18 protein-coding genes are annotated in these 19,713 nt (G+C 68.1%); 2 read left to right on the forward strand and 16 right to left on the reverse strand.

Going from position 1 to position 19,713, the window contains the following annotated elements; genetic code table 11:
- Positions 1–2: 2 nt before the first annotated feature.
- From RIE08_04575 to RIE08_04650, 16 genes are all read right to left on the reverse strand, one after another.
- On the reverse strand, positions 3–1,010 hold the full coding sequence (locus RIE08_04575) for a thiamine pyrophosphate-dependent dehydrogenase E1 component subunit alpha (protein MEQ8716865.1): 1,008 nt from the start codon (positions 1,008–1,010) through the stop codon (positions 3–5).
- Entirely contained in the window at positions 1,007–2,011 is a 1,005-nt protein-coding gene (locus RIE08_04580; protein ID MEQ8716866.1) for a transketolase C-terminal domain-containing protein, read from the reverse strand. The genes RIE08_04575 and RIE08_04580 overlap by 4 nt, the downstream gene beginning before the upstream one ends.
- Positions 2,012–2,056: 45 nt before the next feature.
- Positions 2,057–2,857 carry an SDR family NAD(P)-dependent oxidoreductase gene (locus tag RIE08_04585; GenBank protein ID MEQ8716867.1) on the reverse strand — a complete coding sequence of 267 codons (801 nt, stop codon included), beginning with the start codon at positions 2,855–2,857 and terminating at the stop codon, positions 2,057–2,059.
- A complete protein-coding gene (locus RIE08_04590; GenBank protein MEQ8716868.1) occupies positions 2,854–3,993 on the reverse strand; it encodes a mandelate racemase/muconate lactonizing enzyme family protein in 1,140 nt (379 codons plus the stop codon). Before RIE08_04590 ends, RIE08_04585 begins: the two co-directional genes overlap by 4 nt.
- Positions 3,994–4,040: 47 nt before the next feature.
- Entirely contained in the window at positions 4,041–5,543 is a 1,503-nt protein-coding gene (locus RIE08_04595) for an ATP-binding cassette domain-containing protein (protein MEQ8716869.1), read from the reverse strand.
- Between the two features lie 3 nt (positions 5,544–5,546).
- Complete coding sequence (locus RIE08_04600; protein MEQ8716870.1) at positions 5,547–6,623, reverse strand: ABC transporter permease; 1,077 nt, start codon at positions 6,621–6,623, stop codon at positions 5,547–5,549.
- A gap of 86 nt (positions 6,624–6,709) precedes the next feature.
- Complete coding sequence (locus RIE08_04605) at positions 6,710–7,969, reverse strand: substrate-binding domain-containing protein (protein MEQ8716871.1); 1,260 nt, start codon at positions 7,967–7,969, stop codon at positions 6,710–6,712.
- Between the two features lie 127 nt (positions 7,970–8,096).
- Complete coding sequence (locus RIE08_04610; GenBank protein ID MEQ8716872.1) at positions 8,097–8,585, reverse strand: VOC family protein; 489 nt, start codon at positions 8,583–8,585, stop codon at positions 8,097–8,099.
- Complete coding sequence (locus RIE08_04615; GenBank protein MEQ8716873.1) at positions 8,579–9,316, reverse strand: SDR family NAD(P)-dependent oxidoreductase; 738 nt, start codon at positions 9,314–9,316, stop codon at positions 8,579–8,581. Before RIE08_04615 ends, RIE08_04610 begins: the two co-directional genes overlap by 7 nt.
- A 46-nt stretch (positions 9,317–9,362) precedes the next feature.
- Positions 9,363–10,481 carry a CaiB/BaiF CoA-transferase family protein gene (locus RIE08_04620; protein MEQ8716874.1) on the reverse strand — a complete coding sequence of 373 codons (1,119 nt, stop codon included), beginning with the start codon at positions 10,479–10,481 and terminating at the stop codon, positions 9,363–9,365.
- Positions 10,482–10,550: 69 nt separating this feature from the next.
- The gene (locus RIE08_04625) at positions 10,551–11,513 is read right to left on the reverse strand and encodes a 2-dehydropantoate 2-reductase (protein ID MEQ8716875.1); all 963 of its coding nucleotides are present in this window, start codon (positions 11,511–11,513) and stop codon (positions 10,551–10,553) included.
- Between the two features lie 53 nt (positions 11,514–11,566).
- The gene (locus tag RIE08_04630) at positions 11,567–12,007 is read right to left on the reverse strand and encodes a hypothetical protein (protein ID MEQ8716876.1); all 441 of its coding nucleotides are present in this window, start codon (positions 12,005–12,007) and stop codon (positions 11,567–11,569) included.
- 22 nt (positions 12,008–12,029) lie between these two features.
- Positions 12,030–13,661, reverse strand: a complete 1,632-nt coding sequence (locus tag RIE08_04635; GenBank protein MEQ8716877.1) for an AMP-binding protein — start codon at positions 13,659–13,661, stop codon at positions 12,030–12,032.
- On the reverse strand, positions 13,658–15,247 hold the full coding sequence (locus RIE08_04640) for an AMP-binding protein (GenBank protein ID MEQ8716878.1): 1,590 nt from the start codon (positions 15,245–15,247) through the stop codon (positions 13,658–13,660). Before RIE08_04640 ends, RIE08_04635 begins: the two co-directional genes overlap by 4 nt.
- Positions 15,248–15,268: 21 nt before the next feature.
- A complete protein-coding gene (locus RIE08_04645) occupies positions 15,269–16,288 on the reverse strand; it encodes a cyclase family protein (protein MEQ8716879.1) in 1,020 nt (339 codons plus the stop codon).
- A gap of 72 nt (positions 16,289–16,360) precedes the next feature.
- Complete coding sequence (locus RIE08_04650) at positions 16,361–16,909, reverse strand: nuclear transport factor 2 family protein (GenBank protein ID MEQ8716880.1); 549 nt, start codon at positions 16,907–16,909, stop codon at positions 16,361–16,363.
- A 74-nt stretch (positions 16,910–16,983) separates the two neighbouring features.
- Here RIE08_04650 and RIE08_04655 point away from each other — a divergent pair, with 74 nt between their 5' ends.
- Positions 16,984–18,231 (forward strand): MFS transporter, encoded by a 1,248-nt coding sequence (locus RIE08_04655; protein MEQ8716881.1) that lies wholly within the window; start codon positions 16,984–16,986, stop codon positions 18,229–18,231.
- A complete protein-coding gene (locus RIE08_04660) occupies positions 18,228–19,679 on the forward strand; it encodes an FAD-dependent oxidoreductase (GenBank protein ID MEQ8716882.1) in 1,452 nt (483 codons plus the stop codon). Before RIE08_04655 ends, RIE08_04660 begins: the two co-directional genes overlap by 4 nt.
- Positions 19,680–19,713 lie beyond the last annotated feature (34 nt).

Consider the following 19,713-nt stretch of genomic DNA (forward strand, 5'->3'; position numbering starts at 1 on the left):
ACTCAGGCCCAGACATTCGCCAGGATCTCCCCGCGCTCGGGCATCGGTGAGTCGAGTACCTCCACGGCGATCTGGTCGATCGCTTCGGAGTACCCGGCCTCGAGTTCCTCGAGAGCTGAGTCGGCGAGGACACCGTCGGAAACGAGGGCGTCGGCGAGCAGGCGGATCGGGTCACGCTGCTTCCACCTCTCCAACTCACCCTCGGGCCGGTAGAGACCCTGATCGGAGCGGGAATGGCCGGCGTAGCGGTAGGTCTTCATCTCGAGGAGCGTCGGGCCGCCTCCCGACCGTGCCCGCTCGAGGGCACGGTCCATGGAATCGATGACGGCACCGACGTCCTGGCCGTCGACCACCTCGCCCGGGATGGCGTAGGACGCCGCCCGTTCCGCGAGGTCGTCGATCGGGGTGGTCAGGCGCTGGGGCGAGTACTCGCCGTAGAGGTTGTTCTCGATCACGAACACGCAGGGGACCTTCCACACCCCTGCAAGGTTCAGACCCTCGTGGAAGGCGCCGATGTTGGCGGCCCCGTCCCCGAACACGGCGATCCCCACGTCATCGGTGCCCTGGATCTGTGCTGCCAGTCCGACCCCCACCGCGACGGGGATGCCGCCGCCGATGATGGCGAACGTCGGCAGGAGGCCGACGTCGGGCGAACTGAGGTGCATGGAACCGCCCACGCCTCCCGTCGTGCCGACGACCCGTCCGGCGATCTCGCCGAGCACCGAACGCGGTGTGGCGCCGAGCGCGAGCGCGTGCCCGTGGCCGCGATAGGTGCAGGCGACCCCGTCACCGGGACGTGCCGCCACGGCGATGCCGATGGCGACGGCCTCCTGGCCCTGACACGTGTGGGTCGAGCCCGAGACGTGGCCGTCCCGGAACATCTGCAGTGTCCGTTCCTCGACGGCGCGGATCTCGAGCATCCGCCGCAGCCACTGGAGCCGGTCACGACCTCGCAGCAGTTCCCTCCGCTCGGCCGGGGTCGCCTCGGCCGTTCCGGTGATCTCGCTCATGCCGTGACCTCCCACCATGCCGGCACCGGTTCACCGGTGGCGACCAACGAATCGATCTGCGCCCGGACCGCCGCGGCGTCGGGCAGGTACTCCTTCTCGAGGTGGCTCCCGTACGGGACGGGTGCGTCCGGGGCGGTGACCCGCACCGGTGGTGCGACGAGATCACCGTGGCAGTGGGTGGCGACGTCGGCGACGATGTCGGCCCCCCAGCCGCCGGTCCGCGGCGTCTCCTCGACGACCACGAGACGACCGGTCTTTCGCACCGATGCCCGCACGGCCGTGGCGTCCCACGGATACAGCGTCAACAGGTCGATGACCTCAGCGGACCAGTCCGCGCCCTCGACGGCCTCACGGACGGTCGTCACCGTCGTACCCAACCCGACGACCGTGACGTCCTCGCCGGGCTGAACCATCTCGACGGAGCCGAGCGTCACACCCGTGTCGGCCGGATCGAACTGTTCACGCGTGCCGTAGAGAACCCGCGGTTCGAGGACGACGACCGGGTCGTCGTCGCGGATGGCGGCGCGCACCAGGCCGTAGGCCGTGCGCGGTCCCGATGCAACGGCGACCTTCAACCCCGGCGTGGCAGCCATCCAGGTCTCACACGTCTGGGAGTGCTGGCAGCCGAATCCGGCACCGGCCCCTATCGAGGCCCGGACCGTGAGCGGAACGTGGAGTGTCCCTCCGGACATGTAGCGCATCTTGGCGGCCGTCGTCACGAGTTGGTCGAGCGCCACGCCGAGGAACTCGACGAACATGATCTCGACGATCGGGCGGACGCCCCGCATCGCGGCACCGACGCCGGCTCCCATGAATCCCATCTCCGAGATGGGCGTGTCGCGGACGCGGGTCGCTCCGAAACGCTCCAGCATTCCCTCGGAGGTCTTGAAGACGCCTTCGGCGGCGGCGACGTCCTCTCCCATCAGGATGACCGACTCGTCGGCTTCCATCTCGGCGCTCATCGCGGCGGCGATGGCCTGGTTCATTCGTAGACGTTGCACGTCTGAAGTCCTTTCTCGGCTGCGGATGAAGGGGTCGACGCGGGCCTAGTACATGAGCCAGCCGCCGGTCGCGTTGACGGTGGCGCCGGTGACGTAACGCGCCAGACCCGATGCCAGGTAGAGGACCGCGCCGACCATTTCGTCAGGCTCACCCATCCGCCCCATCGGGATGGGCGCGATCTGTGCCGCGAGCTGGTCCTCGGTGAGGCCACCGCGCATCATCGCAGTGTCGATCGCTCCGGGGGCGATGCTGTTGACGGTGATCCGATCCGGGGCGAGCGTGCGCGCGAGGCCGCGGCTCATCGAGACGATCCCGCCCTTCGACGCGCAGTAGACGACCGACCCGCCGAAGCCGCCGGTCCACCAGCCCTGCGAGGTGAAGTTGACGATGCTGCCGCCGTTGCCCTGGCTCCGCATCTGGCGGGCGACGGCCCGATTCAGGAAGAAGGCGGCCTTGAGGTTGGTGTCCAACTGGACGTCCCAGTCCTCTTCGGTGACGTCATCGATCGAGTCCCGGCGACGCAGGACCGCGGCGAGATGGACGAGGGTGTCGAGACGGCCGAAGCGGTCCACGGCGCTCTGGACGAGCCCGTCGTGGCTACCGAGATCGGCGAGGTCGACCCCGGCTGCGAGATGGTGCGACGGGTCCCGCAGACCCGCGACCACCTCGTCGCAGCGACTCTGGTCCAGGTCGGCGACGACCACGTGCGCGCCGAGCGCGGCGAAACCCTCGACGACGGCGCTTCCGATTCCACCCGTCGCGCCCGTGACGAGGACACCGGTGCCATCGATGCTCGACCTCAGGTCCCAACGCGACGGGGCGCGGACCGTGCCCCCTTCGGTCATCCGAGGACCTTCTCGCTGCGGTAGCGGTCCACGACCTCCTCGCGGATCGAGATTCCCAGCCCGGGTGCGTCCACGGGCGGGTACACCCATCCGTCGCGATGGGCGAAGGGGACCTCGACCAACTCGTGCTGCATCGGGTTCTCGAGTGGCTTGAACTCGAAGAGCTTGCACGCGCTGCTGGAGAAGGAAATGGCCAGACTCGCCGCGCTGCAGATCGCCGAGGACCAGGCGTGCGCGTTCGCCTGCCGCCGGTAGACCTCGACCCGCTCGGTGACCTTCTTGAATCCGGTGATGCCCTCGGCCTTGCCGGGGTCCACGCCGACCACGTCGCAGGTACCCGTGGCGAGGACGGCCTCGAATCCGTCGAGCGTCCACTCACGCTCCCCGTAGGCGATCAGCGTCTTCGTCTTCGCCCGGAGGGTGGCGTATCCCTCGGGATCCCAGGCACCGAGCGGTTCCTCGATCCAGTCGATGTCGTACTCGTCGAAGGCCTGGACGCGCTTGACCGCGGTCGCCACGTCCCACTTGACTCGCACACCCAGGTCGATCATCAGCATCTTGTCGGGGCCGATGGTCTCGCGCATCGTCTTGACGTACTCGACATCGCGGTCATGGTCGAAGCCGAGGTTGGCGTCGCCACGCTTACCGAAGCCCACCTTCATCCCCTGAAGGCCGGTCGACAGCCACTCGGTCGCCTCCTCGGCCATGGCCGGGATGGACGCATGGTGGGCGTGCGACGAGGCGATGGCCGGAAGGCGTTCGTGGACGGGGCCGCCGAGCAGTTCACACACGCTCACACCGAGGGCCTGACCCTTGAGATCCCACAACGCCATGTCGATGGCGGCGATCGCATAGGAGGCGATTCCGCCGCGGTACCCGTACCACCACGACCGCTCCTTGAGTGACCGCCAGATCTCGTCGTTGCGGACGGGATCCTTGCCGACGACGTCCTCTGCCATGCCTTCGATGATCGCCTTGGTGGCGAAGTTGGCCTCGGTGAACTGGGTGATGGACTCGCCCCACCCGACGGCCCCGTCATCGGTCGTGATCTTCGCCAGACAGAGGTGTCGTAGAGCGTTGAAGTCGTTCGGCTCCGGATAGGAGACCGGGATGGCCTCGACCTTGGCGATTCTCACTGTCGGATCCTCCGTTGTCGATATGGCTGGTCGTTGTGTCGATGTGGCTACTCGTACTGGTGTTCGCGACCGGCGAGTTCCACCGCCAGGTCCTTCACGTCGGCGAAGTCGCTGACCGCTATGGCCGGCGAGACATGGCCCTTGGATACGACGTGGACGACGTCGGCCGCCTCGAAGACCTCTACGTCCTCCGTGCAGAACATGGCGACGGCGTTGCCCTGCGCGGCGTACTCGTGGAGCTGCGCGTAGATCTCACCCTTGCTGGCGATGTCGACCCCGCGTGTCGGTTCCTCGAGGACGAGGAGGCGAGGCTTGGTCATCATCGCCGAGCCGATGGCGACCTTCTGCTGGTTGCCACCGCTGAGGTCGCCGATGGGTTGACGCACGCTCGCCGCCTTGACCAGCAGTTCTGTCCGGCCGGTCTCCGCGAGGCGGCGCGCCGCCCTGCGGTTCAGGAAGCCGAGTGGGCCGGCTAGCTGGTCGCCGAGACGCACCACCAGGTTCTCACCGACGCTGAGATTGCCGAACAGGGAATCCTGGCGGTTGGCTGCGACGAAGGCGGCGTTGGCGAGGCCGCCCCGCTCATCGGTGTCACCGACGGCCACGTCTCCGCGGGCGGGCGCGATCCCGGCGAGGGACTGCACGAGGGCGCGACCACCCGAACCCTCGACACCCACGAAGGCCGTGACCTGACCGGCCGGCAGAACGACCTCGACACCGTCGACCGGGGAACCCTTCACGGACCAGTCCCGCAGGTGCAGGACGATGTCTTCGCTCGAGACCCGTGACGCCGCATCGGAGCGTCGCTGGTCCGTCGAGGACGTGTCCACCCCCACGACGAGTTCCTCGGCGATGCGCTCCTTCGTCTTGTCAGGCCCCGCCAGGCGGGCCGAGACCTTTCCGTCGACGATCACGATCACCCGGTCGGCGTTGTCAGCGAGCTCCGAGAGACGGTGCGAGACGAGCATGACGACGTGGCCGTTGTCAGCCAGCAGCCGTACCCGCCGGAACAACTCGTCGGACTCCTCCTCGGTCAGCGCCGAGTTGGGTTCGTCGAAGAGGACGACCCTGGCGTCGTGGATGAGCGCGCGGGCGATCTCGGTCTTCTGTTGCACCGCGAGCGGCGTCAGCCCCAGCTGGTCGCGTGCGTGTTCGGCTATCTGCAGATCCGCTAGTAGATCGAGCTCCACCCGGCCGGGTCGGCGCATGAGGACCTGGGAGTCCTCACGGCCGACGAGCAGGTTCTGGGCGACGGTCAGGTTGGGGAACAGCTCGGGTTCCTGGTGGACGACGGCGATCGTGCGCGCACCCAGAGCGGGAGTCCAGGGCGCACCGTCGATGAACACCTCACCCTCGTCGGGAACGACCTCGCCGGCGAGGATCTTGATGAGCGTGCTCTTGCCGGCACCGTTGGGTCCCGCGATGCCGAGGACCTCCCCGGGCGACGCGGCCAGGTCGAGCCCGCCCAGAGCGACCGTCTCGCCATAGGTCTTGCGCAGACCCGAGACGCGGATTCCGGTCCGGGTCGACACGTCGGCTTCGGTGGCCACCGCTCAGGCGAGCCGTCGGGTGAACTGGTCGAGGGCGACCGCGGCGATGGTCACCGAGCCCAGGACCATCTGCTGGAGGAATGCGCCGGCCGCGATGAGCGCGAGTCCGTTGGAGATGACCGCGAGCAACAATGCGCCACTCAGCGTTCCGATCACCGTGCCGCGACCGCCGTTGAGGCTGGCCCCACCGATGATGACGGCCGCGAAGGCCGGGAAGAGCAGCGAACCGCCCGCATCGGGCTGGATGGAGCCGATGAAAGCGAAGTCCAGCATGGAGGCCAACGCCGCGGTCAGCCCGACGATGACGAACGCCAGGATCTTGTACCGCTTCACCGGCAGCTTCGCGTAGCGGGCCGCCTCTTCGTTGCCGCCGATGGCCTTGAGGCGGAAGCCGAAGACCGAGAACGAGATGATGAAGCCGAACAGGAGTGCCGCCCCGACCATCCACAGGACCTGCATGGGGATGTCCCAGGGGAGGTCCTGGTTGGACAGACCTCGGAAGAAGCTGTTCTCCCCGGAGGGAATGTCCTTGCCCGATGGCGGATTGGCCGGTGAGTACCGCTGCGAGTCGCTCACGTACAAGGTGAAACCGAAAACGAGGATGCTCGAGCCGAGTGTGGCGATGAACGACGGGATCCCCGCGTAGGCGACGAGTATCCCGTTGAACAGGCCCACCACGATGGCGATGAGAAAGCCGAAGCCGATGGCGGCATAGACCGGCCAACCCCACTCGATCCACGACACCGCCATCACCATCGCCGACAGGCCGTACAGGTTGGCGAACGAGAGGTCTATCTCTCCGACGACGAGGACGACCGTCAGGCCGACGCCGACGATGGCCAGCGTCGACATGAACCGCAGCATTCCCAGCAGGTTGGCCAGGATGAAAAACCGGCCGTCGGATTCCCAGGCGAACACGCCCATGAGGATCGCGACGGCGATCAGCAGACCGGCGACCCGTGCCACCCCGAGCGCGGCCTCCGCGAGGCGCTGCCGGAAGGTCCGGTCCCGGGCGATCTCCGCCCGGGACCCGACCTCGGAGGGGGACTCCGTTCCGTCCCCGTTCACAGGGGCGGACATGGCTTGGTCGTCACCGGCGGGGCGACTCTGCGCCCCACCGGTCGTTCGACCACCGGTGACATCAGACTCCATCGTCCGCCCGTCGCTCAGGAAACGCCGAGCTGCTCGAGCGAGGCCCGGGCCTCGTCGACGTTGGCCGCGGTGACCGGGCCGAGCTGCTGGGTGTTGGGCGGAACCTGGCCGGTGGCGAGGAAGACCGCGCAGGCGGGGGCACCGAAGCCGGCCTGCTCCGTCCAGCGCTGATCGAACGCTGCGACCTGGTCGCCGGCTTCGATGGCGTCGAGCTGACCGACCGACACGTTCCAACCCATCGTGAAGATCTCACCGGAGTTGTCCGAGTCCTGGATGGCCCGGGCTGCGTGCTCGGCGCCGATGTCGACGTTCAAGATGAAGTCGAGGTCCGGCTGCCCGTTGATCAGTGCCTGGTAGGCATCGAAGGTCTGGGCCGGATCGAACGTGACGTTCAGCGCGTTGTCCGCGGTGTTGAGGAAGGTCGCGTCGGGCATCGCCTCGGTGATGCCGTCCTCGAAGCCCTGCATCCGACCCTGGGCCCAGAAGGCACTCGGGTCGCCACCGGAGACGGTGAAGGTGTCCAACTCGTTGCCGGTCTCGTCCATCCAGTCCAGCAGGACCTGGGCGGCCTGGCGGCCTTCTTCGAGCGGAATCTGGGTGAAGTTGGTCAACTCGTTGCCGTTGGAGGTGACACCCACCGTGAACACCGGGATGCCCTCGGACATCGCCCGGTTGGTGATGTCGGTGAAGGCGTTGGAGTCGGGCGGTTCGATGGTCAGACAGTCGATCTGGTTGGTGTTGAGCAGCGCCTCGATCTGGGAGATCTGCTGCGGGATGTCGAGGTCGACCGCCGGAGCGATCGCCTGCGGGTTCATCGGCAGGATCGACTGCGCGGCTGGGATCGTCGCCTCGTAGCCGATGCGGTACTGCTCCGAGAACAGTGCGATCACGGTCGACTGGTACGAGAACACGTAGTTGATCTCGTCGCCGTTGGCGATCTTCTCGGCGATCCGGTCGTTCAACTCGAAGGTCGAACCGTCGGCCAGCGTCAGCGTGCCCGGTGCACCGTCGACCGGCTCGGCCTGGTCCACGGCATCTGCGACCTGTGAGTACCCGGCATCCCGCAACATGGCAGACGCCGCGGCGAGGTCCGGAGCGGCCCCACCGTCATCGGAGGAGCCGTCATCGGAGGAGCCGTCATCGGACGAACCACCGTCGTCGGACGATGTCGAGCCGTCGTCGCCGGCCGACGTGTCGTCGTCGTCGCCGCACGCGGCTGCGACCATCGCCAGAGCAAGCAGGATCGCCAAAAGGCGCATCACGCGAAGTTTCATGAGTCTCCCCCGTCATCAATAATTCCGACGCCCAGACCATACGGGCCCCGCTCTGCAGTTGTCAACGGTTCCGGCAATGATTCCGGAACCGTTACCAACCGATCTCTCCGCAAGCTCCGCTCGGGACTCAGCCCGCGTCCTGTGCGACCTCGGGTCGCGGCTGGAACAGCTCGATCGTGATCCCGTCGGGCTCGCGCAGATAGCAGGCTTTCGCACCCCGGTTCGGTCCTGCGCTGACCTCGACGGGTCCAGGGCTGACCGCCGTCGCCCCCGCTTCCATCGCCCGGTCCCACACGGCGTCGATGTCGCCCACGCGCAGACACAGGTGGACGTTGCCGGGATTGGCTGTCGACATGTCGTTCGGCTCCTTGTCGGCCACGCGGTAGTCGAGGATCTCGAGCCATGTCCCCCCGGGAAGCTCGATCATCGCGGCGTCGAGGTGCACGCCGGGGTAGCCGGTGACATCGCCGAGGTAGGGGCCGTCGAGCACCTTCTCCCAGGCGGGCTCGACCCCGGCGAAGCGGCGCCAGAACTCGACCGTGCGGCTGACGTCGCGTACCGACATCCCGATGTGTTGCACCACGCCGATGTCGGCGACAACCTGATCGTTCACCATGTGACGAGACCTCCCGTGTAGTTGATCGCCTGTCCGGTCATGTAGCCGGCCTCTTCTGAGAGCAGGAACCGGATGAGTCCGGCGAGCTCAGCCGGCGAAGCCGCGCGCTTGAGCGGGACCGAACCGTCCCGGGCCGCGCTCAGCTCCTCGACGGTGAGGCCCCGCAACTCCGAGACACGTTCGAGCACGGCGTCTTGCATCGGGGTGTCGATGATCCCGGGACACACTGCGTTGACCCTCACCGGGATCGACGCCAGGTCGTAGGCGAACGATCTCGTCAAGGACAGCACTGCCGTCTTGGATGCCGCGTAGAGCCCGGCCTCGGTGGTCGTGGCGAGCTTGGCCGACGAGGAGGAGAGGTTCACGATCGACCCGCCGGGCGGCATCGTCGGCCCGATCCCCTGACAGAGGAAGAAGACGGCCTCGACGTTGACCGTGAAGATGTCCCGGAAGTCGTCGACGTCGATGTCGGCGAGCCGCTTGAGCCGGATTATCCCGGCGCTGTTGACCAGGTACCGCGCGCCCTCGGCGGCCCGGATGACCTCGTCGCGGGACTCCGGGTCCGCGAGGTCACAGACGAGTGCCGTCGCTCCCCTCTCGACGAGATCGGACATGCCGGCCTCGTCACGGTCGACGACGAGAACGTCGAGACCCTCGTCGATCAGCCGCGCAGCGATGCCCGCGCCGATGCCACTGGCCGCGCCGGTGACGACAGCTGTTCCCGGTGTCATGTCTCCCCCTCGATGGTCGGATTCCCCATGGTCACTGCGCGCACTCTCATTGCCCGAACTCGGCGCGGATGGCCGCTCCGTGTTGGTCGAGAGCCGGCACCGGCATCATCGTCTCCCAGTCCGCATTCACAGCGGGTGCCGGTAGTTCGAACGAGCCGAGTTCGTGGGGCACCGTGACCCGCCGCAGCTGGGGATGGGCCGACAACCCGGCCACGTCGTTCACGACGCCGAATGCGATCCGCGACGCCGCGAGCCGACTGCGGATCTCAGCGCTGTCCAGCCGGGCGAATCCCTCTGCGACGACAGCGTCCGTCTCGCCACGGTTGGCGACACGGTCCTCGTTGGTCGCGAACCGCTCATCGTCACCGAGTTCCGGTCGCTCGAGGAGGTCGGTGCACAGGACCCGCCACTCGCGGTCCGACTGCACCGAGATCAAGATGGTGTCGCCGTCGGCGGTGTCGAAGCCCCCGTACGGGGCGATCGAGGGATGTGCCAGACCCACCCGCTCGGGGGCGCGACCCAGGTAGTCGTGGTGCAGCAGGGGAACCGTCATCCATTCGGCCATGGTGGCGAACAGGGAGGTCTCGAGGTGGGCTCCCGTCCCGTCGCGGGCCTGGCGCAGGAGGGCCTGGCTCACGGCCAGCGCGGCAGCCTGACCGGTGGCGATGTCGGCCAGCGATACTCCCACCCGCCCGTAGGGGCCGGGCGCACCCGACACGGCGACCACGCCGCTCTCGGCCTGCACGAGCAGGTCGTACGCCTTCATCGCGGCGTAGGGCCCCTCGGTGCCGTAGCCGGATATCTCACAGACCACCAGACGCGGATCACGCTCACGGAGTCGGTCGGCACCGAAGCCGAGTCGCCCTGCGGCGCCGACGGCGAGGTTCTGGATGAACACGTCGGCGCGGGCGACGATTCCGTCGAGGAGGTCCCGGTCGGCGTCGTCCTTCAGGTCGAGCGCGATGGACTCCTTGCCCCGGTTGAGCCACGCGAAGTAGCTCGACAGTCCGTTCGCAGCCACGTCGTACCCGCGGGCGAAGTCACCCTCGGGTCGTTCGACCTTGATCACGCGGGCCCCGGCGTCGGCCAACAGGCGGGAGGCGAACGGCGCCGCGACGGCCTGTTCGAGAGCGACGGCGAGGAGTCCGTCGAGCGGGGCGAGCATGTCCGGAAACGTTACCGACAGGTTCCGCGAGGGGCAAGGTCGCATGTGCGGAACACGCCCATGGGCGTCTCAGCCCCCGGTCACCTCGTTGTCCCAGCTCGCCTCGATGGCGAGGATCAGGTTCCCGATGGCGTCGTTCACGGGTGTGGGGATGTCGTGGCGGCGGCCCCGGGCTGACACCTCGCCACACAGCGAGTCGATCTCGGTGCGGCGCCGCTCCTTGACGTCGACGGCCATCGACGCCCAGTGGTCACCGACCGCCCGATAGGTGCTCATGGCGTGGTCCGACACCTCTCCGAAGTCGAGGTCCACGCCCTCGGCGGCCGCCACAGCGAGGATCTCCGACAGCATCGCCCGCCAGGTGCTCATCGCCCGGGGGCTGGCGACCATGTCCCCGACAGAGATCTGTGACAGGGCCGTGAGAGCGCCCGCCGTTCCCGCCATGGCGAGCTTGGTCCACAGGACCTTGTCGCCGTCGCGCAGCACCTCGGCCCTCATGCCTGCGTCGGTGAAGACCGCGGCAACCGCCTCGGCCTCCGGGGAGACCTTCGTCGCCCCGTGCGGCGGCCCGAACTGGGTGAGTGAGGTCTGGGCGGTCACGGTCCCCGAGACCGAGACCACACCGGGCTCCAGATACGTAGCCCCGACAGTCGTCGTGCCGGGCATCACACGGTCCGCTCCGACCACCTCGGCCATTCGGGACTCGTTGCCCAGGCCGTTCTGCGCGGACACGACCCACGTCTCGGGGCCGACGGCATGGGCCACCGCGCGCACGGCGTCGGTCGTCGCCCACGTCTTCGTCATGACCAGCACGAGGTCGCAGACACCCAACTCGGTCGGATCCGCGGTCGCCTTCGAGAAGACCGCGGTCTCGGTGGACCCGTCGCCGTGACGGATGGTCAGACCGCCTGCGCTGACAGCATCCATGTGGTCGGCGCGAACGTCGTACAACGCAACGTCGTGGCCGGCGCGGGCGAGCAGCCCGCCCATCGCCGATCCCATCGCACCGGCCCCGGCGACGACGACCCTCACGTCGGTGATCCGGTCCCGGGTGCCTGGCGTCGATCGGTGTCCATGGCAGCTCCTCAGCGACCGAGAAATCGAGTCGGTCGCACGAACACAGCCGTACGCCGTTCCTCGAGCATCACACGGTCGTAGGCCTCCCAGTCGTCGTGGGTTCCCCCGGCCCCCCGGAACACCTCCCGCAGCACGTGCGACAACGAGGCTGCTTCGACATCGGCGAGGGGATCGTCGGGCCCGAACAGCTCGGTGGTTCCCTCGACGCCGATCCACTCCCACCCGGCAGTCCACGTCACCGCCACGAAGCCGTGCTCCCGTAGGCGCCGGCACTTGTAGGAGCCCCCGCGCACGACGAAGCCGACGACCGGTTCGCCCGAACCGGGATGGTCCACCACCCCTGCGTTGACGAGCGACGCCTGCGGGGTCCCGTCCGCTCGGACGAGCGAGACCACGGCGAGGCCGTGGTTGCGCCCGACGAAGGATGTGACGTCGGTCAGGTCCGCCATCGGGTTCTCCGTTGCGTCGGGGTCAGCGTTCCACGACGTACCCGTGGGCCTCGCGGTCCCACGTGTCGTCGGTCACCCCATCTTCGCGGAGACGGAACTTCTGCACCCGCTCGGAGGCGTTCTTCGGCAGGCCGTCCATCCAGCGGATGAACCGCGGCACGGCGAAGTGGGCCATACGGGGCGAGCACCAGTCCAGCAGGTCGACTTCTGAAACGGTGTGGCCCTCTTTCACGACGACGCACACCATCACCTCCTCCTCGGAGAGCTCCGACGAGACGCCGATGACGGCGGACTCGGCGACCGCCTCGTGGGTGTTCACGATCGACTCGACCTCGTAGGACGAGATGTTCTCCCCCCGCCGCCGGACGCAGTCCTTCATCCGGTCGATGAAGGTGAGGTAGCCGTCCTCGTCGAAGCGGCCGCGGTCGCCGGTGTGGAACCACAGGTTCCGCCACGACTCCACGGTCTTGTCGGGCATCTCGTAGTAGCCCGAGAAGGCCACGAACGGCTTCTTGGGACGTACCACGATCTCGCCGGCCTCACCGGCAGGCAGGGGCCGGTCCTTCTCGTCGACGACCCGGACGTGGTACGTCGGCGACTCCCGGCCGGCCCGTCCGACCTTGCGCTCCCACACGGGGTTCTGGATGGTGTTGGCAACCTCGGTGGACCCATAGATCTCGGTGAAGCGCAGGTCGAAACGCTCCTCGAACGGTTCCCACAGCTCCGCGGGGGTCGGAGCCCCGAACCCGTACCGCACCGGGTTGTCGGCGTCGTCGGCGCGCTCGGGCTGCTTCCACAGGATGGTCAACAGCGCGCCCATGTAGTTGAAGGCCGTCACGCCGCGTTCGCGGCACATGTCCCAGAACGTCGACGCCGAGAACCGCTGATCCATCACCGCCGACGCGTCAGCGGCCATCGCCGCGAGAACCGTCGTGTAGCGGGCGTTGATGTGGAACAGCGGGAACGCCGAATAGAGGTGGTCGGCGCTGTCGTAGCCCATCAGCCACGCGGTGTGGCGAGCGAGGCTCAGGTTCGCCTCGTGGGACAGCATCGCGCCCTTCGAGGGGCCGGTGGTCCCCGACGTGTACATGATCACGGCGGTGTCGCTCAGCGCGAGGTCCGGCTCGGGGTACGTGCCCTCGCCGTAGAGCGAGGGCAACTCGTGCAGGGTCACGTGGTCGGGGAGGACCGGCGTGCCCTCGTCGCCCTCACGGTGCACGACCACGTGGCGCAGCTCGGGAAGATCGGGCGCGAGCTGTGCGACCCGATCGAGGAACTCCTCGTCCACGACGACCGCCGCCGAACGCGACTGGCGCAACAGGTACGAGAGAGTGTCACCGCGGTTTGCGTTGTTGATCGGCACCTCGACGACGCCCGCCGTGGTCAGCCCGAACCAGAGGTCGACCGACGGGATCGAGTTCTTCATCATCGACGCCACGTGGTCACCGGCGACCAACCCGAGCTCACCGGTGAACCCCGACGCGACCCGGGCCGCATCAGTCGCCAGCTGTGCGTAGGTGCGTCGCTCTCCCATGATCTCGAGCGCGACCTTGTCGCCGTTGCGGTCCGCCTTCTGCCGGACCCACGGCCCGATGACGCGGGCCTCGTCGTCGGGTACCACCCAGACGTCCCTGCCGCCCGAGGGCGTGTTCACCGGCGCACCTCGTAGCCGACCGACTCCCGGTCCCAGGTGTCGTCGGTGAGGCCCTCCTCACGGAGCTTGTATTTCTCGATGCGCTGGGAGGGCGTGCGTGGCATGGCGTCGACGAACCGGACGTAGCGTGGGACGGCGAAGTGGGCCATCCGATCCTGACAGTGGTCGAGCAGCTCCACGGGGTCCAACTCGGCGTCCTCGTTCAGCTGGATGACGACGAGGACCTCCTCTTCCGTGAGCTCGGAGGGAACGCCGACGACGGCGGCATCGAGAACCGCCGGATGATCCGCGATCACCTTCTCGACCTCCCACGAAGAGATGTTCTCGCCGCGGCGGCGGATGGCGTCCTTCATCCGGTCGACGAAGGTGAAGTAGCCGTCGGTGTCCATCACGCCACGGTCGCCGGTGTGGAACCACAGGTTCCGGAACGCCTTCACCGTCGCCTCGGGGTTGCGGTAGTACTCGGTGAACATGACGTACGGTTCCTTCGGCCGCACGACGATCTCGCCCTCGGTGCCCGGCGGGACCTCGTTGTCCATCTCGTCGAAGATCTTCACGTCGTAGTAGGGGACGGCGAACCCGCACGACCCCAGCTTGAAGTTCTCGACGGTGTTCATGGTGGCCGTACCGGTCTCGGTTGACCCGTAGACCTCGACGATCTTCACGTCGAAGCGCTTCTCGAACGCCTCGTGGATCTCCACTGGTGACGGCGCGCCGTAGGCCCGCCGCACGGGGTTGTCGGCGTCGTCGTCGCGTTCAGGCTGTTTGAACAGCATCATCAACAGGGCGCCCATGTAGTTGATCGCCGTGACGCCCTCCGCCCGGCAGAAGTCCCAGAAGCGACTGGCCGAGAAGCGGTCGTGCATGACGCAGTCGCTGTCGTCGAGGACGAGCCCCGGCAGGATCGTGTTGTACCGGGCGTTGACGTGGAACAGCGGGAAGACGGTGAAGAGTCGCTCGCCGGCGCCGTAGCCCATGAGGTCGATCACGTTCGTGCAGAGTCGGAAGTTGGCCTTGTGGCTGAGCACCGCGCCCTTGGAGGGACCCGTCGTGCCCGACGTGAACAGAATGACCGACGGGTCCTCGGTGGCGACTGCCACGCCGGGGTCGGTGGTCGCGGCGGATGCGACGAATCCGGCGAAGTCGTGGGTCGTCACCCCGGCGACCGACTGGACCGCGCCGTCGCCCACCACGACGACATGATCGAGCGTCTCGAGCCGGGCCGCGACGGCGGCGACGCGGTCCACCCACTGTCGGGCCACGACAATCGCCCGGCACTCGGCCTGATTCAACAGGTATGCGAAGAGGTCGCCCTTGTAGGCGACGTTGATCGGCACCTCGACGACGCCGAGGCGGCACAGCCCGGTCCACGTCACCAGGTACTCGGGCCCGTTCGGCAACATCACGGCGACCTTGTCGCCCTTGCCGATGCCGAGCGACACCAACGCGTTCGCAATCCTGTTCCCGCCGTCACTCAGCTCACCGAAGGTCAGTTCGGTCTCCTCGAACCGGACGAACCGGCGGTCGCCGTCGTTCTCGGCCCGGTGCGCGACGACCGCTCCGAAAGTCTCGATCCCGTCGTACATGTCGTCCGCGGGCCCCGGGCGCTACTTCAGCGCGATCGGGTTGATCGGCGAGCCGACGGCACCGGGAATCACGAGTGGTTGCGAGGCGAGCATGAACTCGTAACGACCATCGGCGGCGCAGTCCTCGGCCAGTTCGTCGAGAACCCAGAACTCGCCGAGGGTCAGGCCGAGGTCGATGAGACAGGAGTGGTGCACCGGCAGGATGCGGCTCTGCTCCTCCTTCGGCTGCAGCACCTCCACGGCGATGGTGTCGGAGGCGGCCGCCGAGATCTCGTTGTCGTGGAGCCAGCCGACGCTGGACTCCGCCAGTCCCGGTGACGCGTAGAAGTACTCCATCTTCGCGGCCTCCCCCTCGATACCCCACCACTTGCCGAGGTACCCGGTGCGCAACAGGACGATGTCACCCGAATGGATCTCACAGCCCTGGGCCTCCACGCACGCCTCGAGCTCGGGGCGGCCGATCTCGGCCATGTCCGGGAGGCAGTCCACCCCCTGGGCCCGGGCGAGGTCCAACAGGACGCAGCGGCCGACGAAGGCCTTGCGCATGTGTTCCATCCCGAGGTTCCGGGCTCCCGCGGCGGCGGTCACGTCGCCCGCCCAGTAGCCGTTGTACATGGAGTCCTCGGCGCAGAAGTGACCGAATCCGTCCCACTGCGTGGACCCCTGCAACGGCATCTGCAACATGTCGTCGTTCCACTGGTAGCCGGACACCTCGGCCTGGGCGGGGGAGCCGACGATCGCGTCGGATCCGGCCATGATGAACCAGTGCAGCGGAGCAGGCCGGGTGGGGAACCTGGGGCCCGACGCGTCGATGTCGAGTGCGAGCGAGAACATCTTGCCCTCGGTCACGAGCCTGGCTGCGGCGACGATCTGTTCGGGTCCGACGAGGTTCTGGGTGCCGATCTGGTCGTCGTCGCCCCAGCGACCCCAGTTGTTCGGCTCGTGCGGCTCATAGCCGCCCCGGACCTTTCCGTTCTCGTCGACGGTGTAGCTCGGCGGCGTCCAGCCTGCTGCGTAGTCCCCCGGTTCGGTCCGTCCCATGTTGACTCCCCTGTGTTCAGCGTTCGGTGGGCGAGAGTAGCGCCCCGACAAGACCCGGGCAGCACCGGGGCCTTACCGGGGATCGGGGGTTCTCCCGGACACGACATCGGCTCCGATCTGAGCCTCGGCGGGTTCGGTTCCGGGCCACCGGACGCGCAGCCGATCCGCGAATCCCGTCGCCATCTCGGACAGTTTCAACACGTACAGCACCCGCATCCGCCGCTCCTGGAAGCGCCAGCGGCCGTCCACGCGGCGGTAGTCGTCGTGGTAGCGCAGCGCCACCCGGACACTGTCGCCGTCGATCGTCAGCTCCGCGTGGGCACACACGAGACCAGTGGCGGTGTCATCACCGGTGATGGTGACCTCGTGGGAATGCGGGTAGTGGTACGTGGCGCCGTATGCGTCGGTCCGTGACCGGACGTGGTCGATGATCGCCTCGGTCCCCTTCGCCCGCCCGGCCGTGAAGTCGATGAACGCGTCGGGCGTGTACTGGTCGGCGAGACACTCCCAGTCACGGTCGTCGATGGCCCGGCCGTAGCGGCCGACGAGGGCCCTGATCTCGTCACGATCCTCCAACCGACGGACCTGCGCTCGCATCTCGGACAGCTCTCGTGACGTCACGGAGGCGACCCTAGCCCCATGACCGGCGCCGCTTCCTCACATGCGCGACACGCCCACCCAACTACAGTCGCCGCGTGAGCGCAGCCAGAGGGGGAGGCCGCGTGACCGACGGCGGTACGCGCTCGGACACGCCACGACGGGAGCTCTCTGTCGTTCTCGTGGTGGCCGTCGCAACCGTGGCGATCGGAGCCGGCTCGATCCTCGGATTCCTAGCCGGGTTCGTGGGTACGGCCATCCGCGACGACCTCGGCCTCGACCGCTGGCACATCGGCCTACTCGTGAGCGTCCACTTCGGCTGCACCGGCCTCGGGTCGATCACCGCCGGGCGCATCACGGATGCCGTCGGCGCGCGGTTGTCCGTGGTGATCGACCTGGCGCTCGTGATGACCGTCGGGGTTCTCGCTGCAGTGATCGGGACCTACTGGATGCTCATCGTCGCAGCTGTCGTCGCCGGGTTCGGCTACGCCCTGGCCAACACGGGCACCAACGTCGCCGTCGCCCGGGTGGTCAGCGTGGAGCGCCGCACGGTGGCACTGTCGATCAAGACCGGTGGGATCCCCGCGATGACCGGGATCAGCGCGGCGGTCGGTCCGTGGGCGGCCGACGCCTTCAGCTGGCAGGCCATCACCGCCGCGCTGTGCATCGGCGCCGGTGCCGTCGGCGTGGCCTGCTTCTTCGTCCTCCCCGACGACCGGCCGATGAAGGGAGTGACCATCCACCGTCGACTCCCCCGCGGCTTCGGCTGGTTCCCGGTGGCCTCGTTCCTTCTCATCGCCGGATCACAGCCGATGTACTCGTGGTCCGTGCCCTACCTCGAGGAGGAGTTCTCGACATCGGCACGCACCGCCGGGCTGATCGTCGCGATGTCGTCGTTCATCGGTGTCGGCGTCATGGTGCTCAACGGGATCCGCTCGGACAGAGTCGGCCCCGGACGTCGCATCGCAGTCGTCATCACGCTCTGCGGGATCGTCGGGGCGGCGAACCTGCTCGCAGTCCTCGGCATCGGCGTCGGCATCGGCCTCGCGATCGTCGCGATCGTCGCCGGCATCGCGTTCCAGTTGGCTGCCATCGGCACGATGCACGCGGCTGTCGTGGACCGGGCCGGGCCCGCCGTCGCGCGCGCGACCGGCGTGACGATGACCGGCTACTACCTGGGAGCCCTCGCGTCCCCGGTTGCGTTCGGGGCGTTCGTGGACTGGACCGGCAGCTACACCTGGCCGTGGTTCCTGCTGATGATCGTGATGGTGTTCGCCGGGACCGCCTTCGTCTTCGCCGGTCGGGTGGAGCCAGTGACGGGCGGAGATCTGAGGACCAGTCGGTGAGCACCCATGACGTCGTCGTCGTCGGCTACGGCGCAGCCGGCGTCGCTGCGGCGATCACCGCCGCCGACGCGGGCGCCGACGTCGTGGTGGTCGAGCGCAACCCGGCGGACCGGCACACCCCGAGCACCCGGATGTCGGGCGGGATGATCATGGTCGGTACGGACGCCGCTGCGCTGACCGACTACCTGGACGCCTGCGCGGACGGGATGATCCCGAGGGAGTGCTCGGCGCGCTGGGCGATGTACGCGTCCGAACTCGACGACTGGCTGCGGACACGTGTCGGCGGTCTCGACCTCACGCCGTCAGGCGGGGCGGAACACCCCCGGATACCCGGCGCCGACGCCGTAGTGACCCTCCAACCGGGGGGCGTGGCGGAACGCCTCGCCGCGGACTCTCCCGCCGGGCCGATGCTGTGGAGTCGACTCGACGCCGCCGTGCGGCGCAGGGACGTGCCGGTCCTCCATGATCGACGGGCGCTGCGGCTCACGACCGACGGGCACCGGGTGACCGGTGTCACGGTCGACGGCCCCGACGGCTCGGAGACATACGAGGCCACCCGCGGTGTGGTGCTCGCCTGTGGGGGCTTCGAGTTCGACGAGGAGATGAAGCGGGACCACCTGCGGGTCCATCCCGCCTATTTCTACGGCAATCCGACGAGCACGGGCGACGGCGTGCGGATGGCACAGTCCGTCGGCGCGGGGCTGTGGCACATGAACCAGATGATCGGTCGGGCGATCGGACACTTCACGCTCGACGACGGCACCGAGCTCAACCTCATCATCGGTATCGGACCTCCGGGCTACGTGATCTGTGACCGCGACGGGAACCGGTTCATCGACGAGAACGCGCAGGCGCTGCTGCGCCACGACGTCTACTTCGACCTTCTCACCTACGACCCGGTCCGCAACCGCCACCCGCGGGTCCCGTGCTGGTGGTTCTTCGACGAGCGGCGCCGCCGGGCCGGACCACTGACCTTTGCGAACTTCGGCGCGGTCGCCGTCGGGCTCTACGACTGGAGCGGCGACAACTCGGTCGAGATCGAGCGGGGCTGGATCGCCGCGGGCTCGACGATCGCCGAGGCGGCGGCCGCCGCCGGCATGGACGCCCCGGCGCAGGCAGCGGCAACCGTCGCCGGATACAACCGTCTGTGTGAGACCGGCGGGCCGGATCCCTTCGGGCGACCCCCCGAGACGATGATCCCGCTCGACGAGCCTCCCTTCTACTGCATGCCATTGTGGCCGGGTGGATCCAACACCACCGGCGGGCCCCGGCGCGACGCCGACTGTCGGATTCTCGACGCCTTCGGCGAACCCATCGCCGGCCTCTACGGCGCGGGCGAACTCGGCCAGCCGACGGGAATGATCTACCCAGCCGACGGGTGCAATCTCTCCGAGGCCTTCTGTTCGGGACGGATGGCGGCGGAACACGCTCTCGGGCTCGGGCCCTGAGGCGTCCCGGGCCGACTCAAGACGGACCCCCCAC

The organism is Acidimicrobiales bacterium (genome assembly GCA_040219085.1).
Taxonomy (GTDB): Bacteria; Actinomycetota; Acidimicrobiia; order Acidimicrobiales; family JAVJTC01; genus JAVJTC01.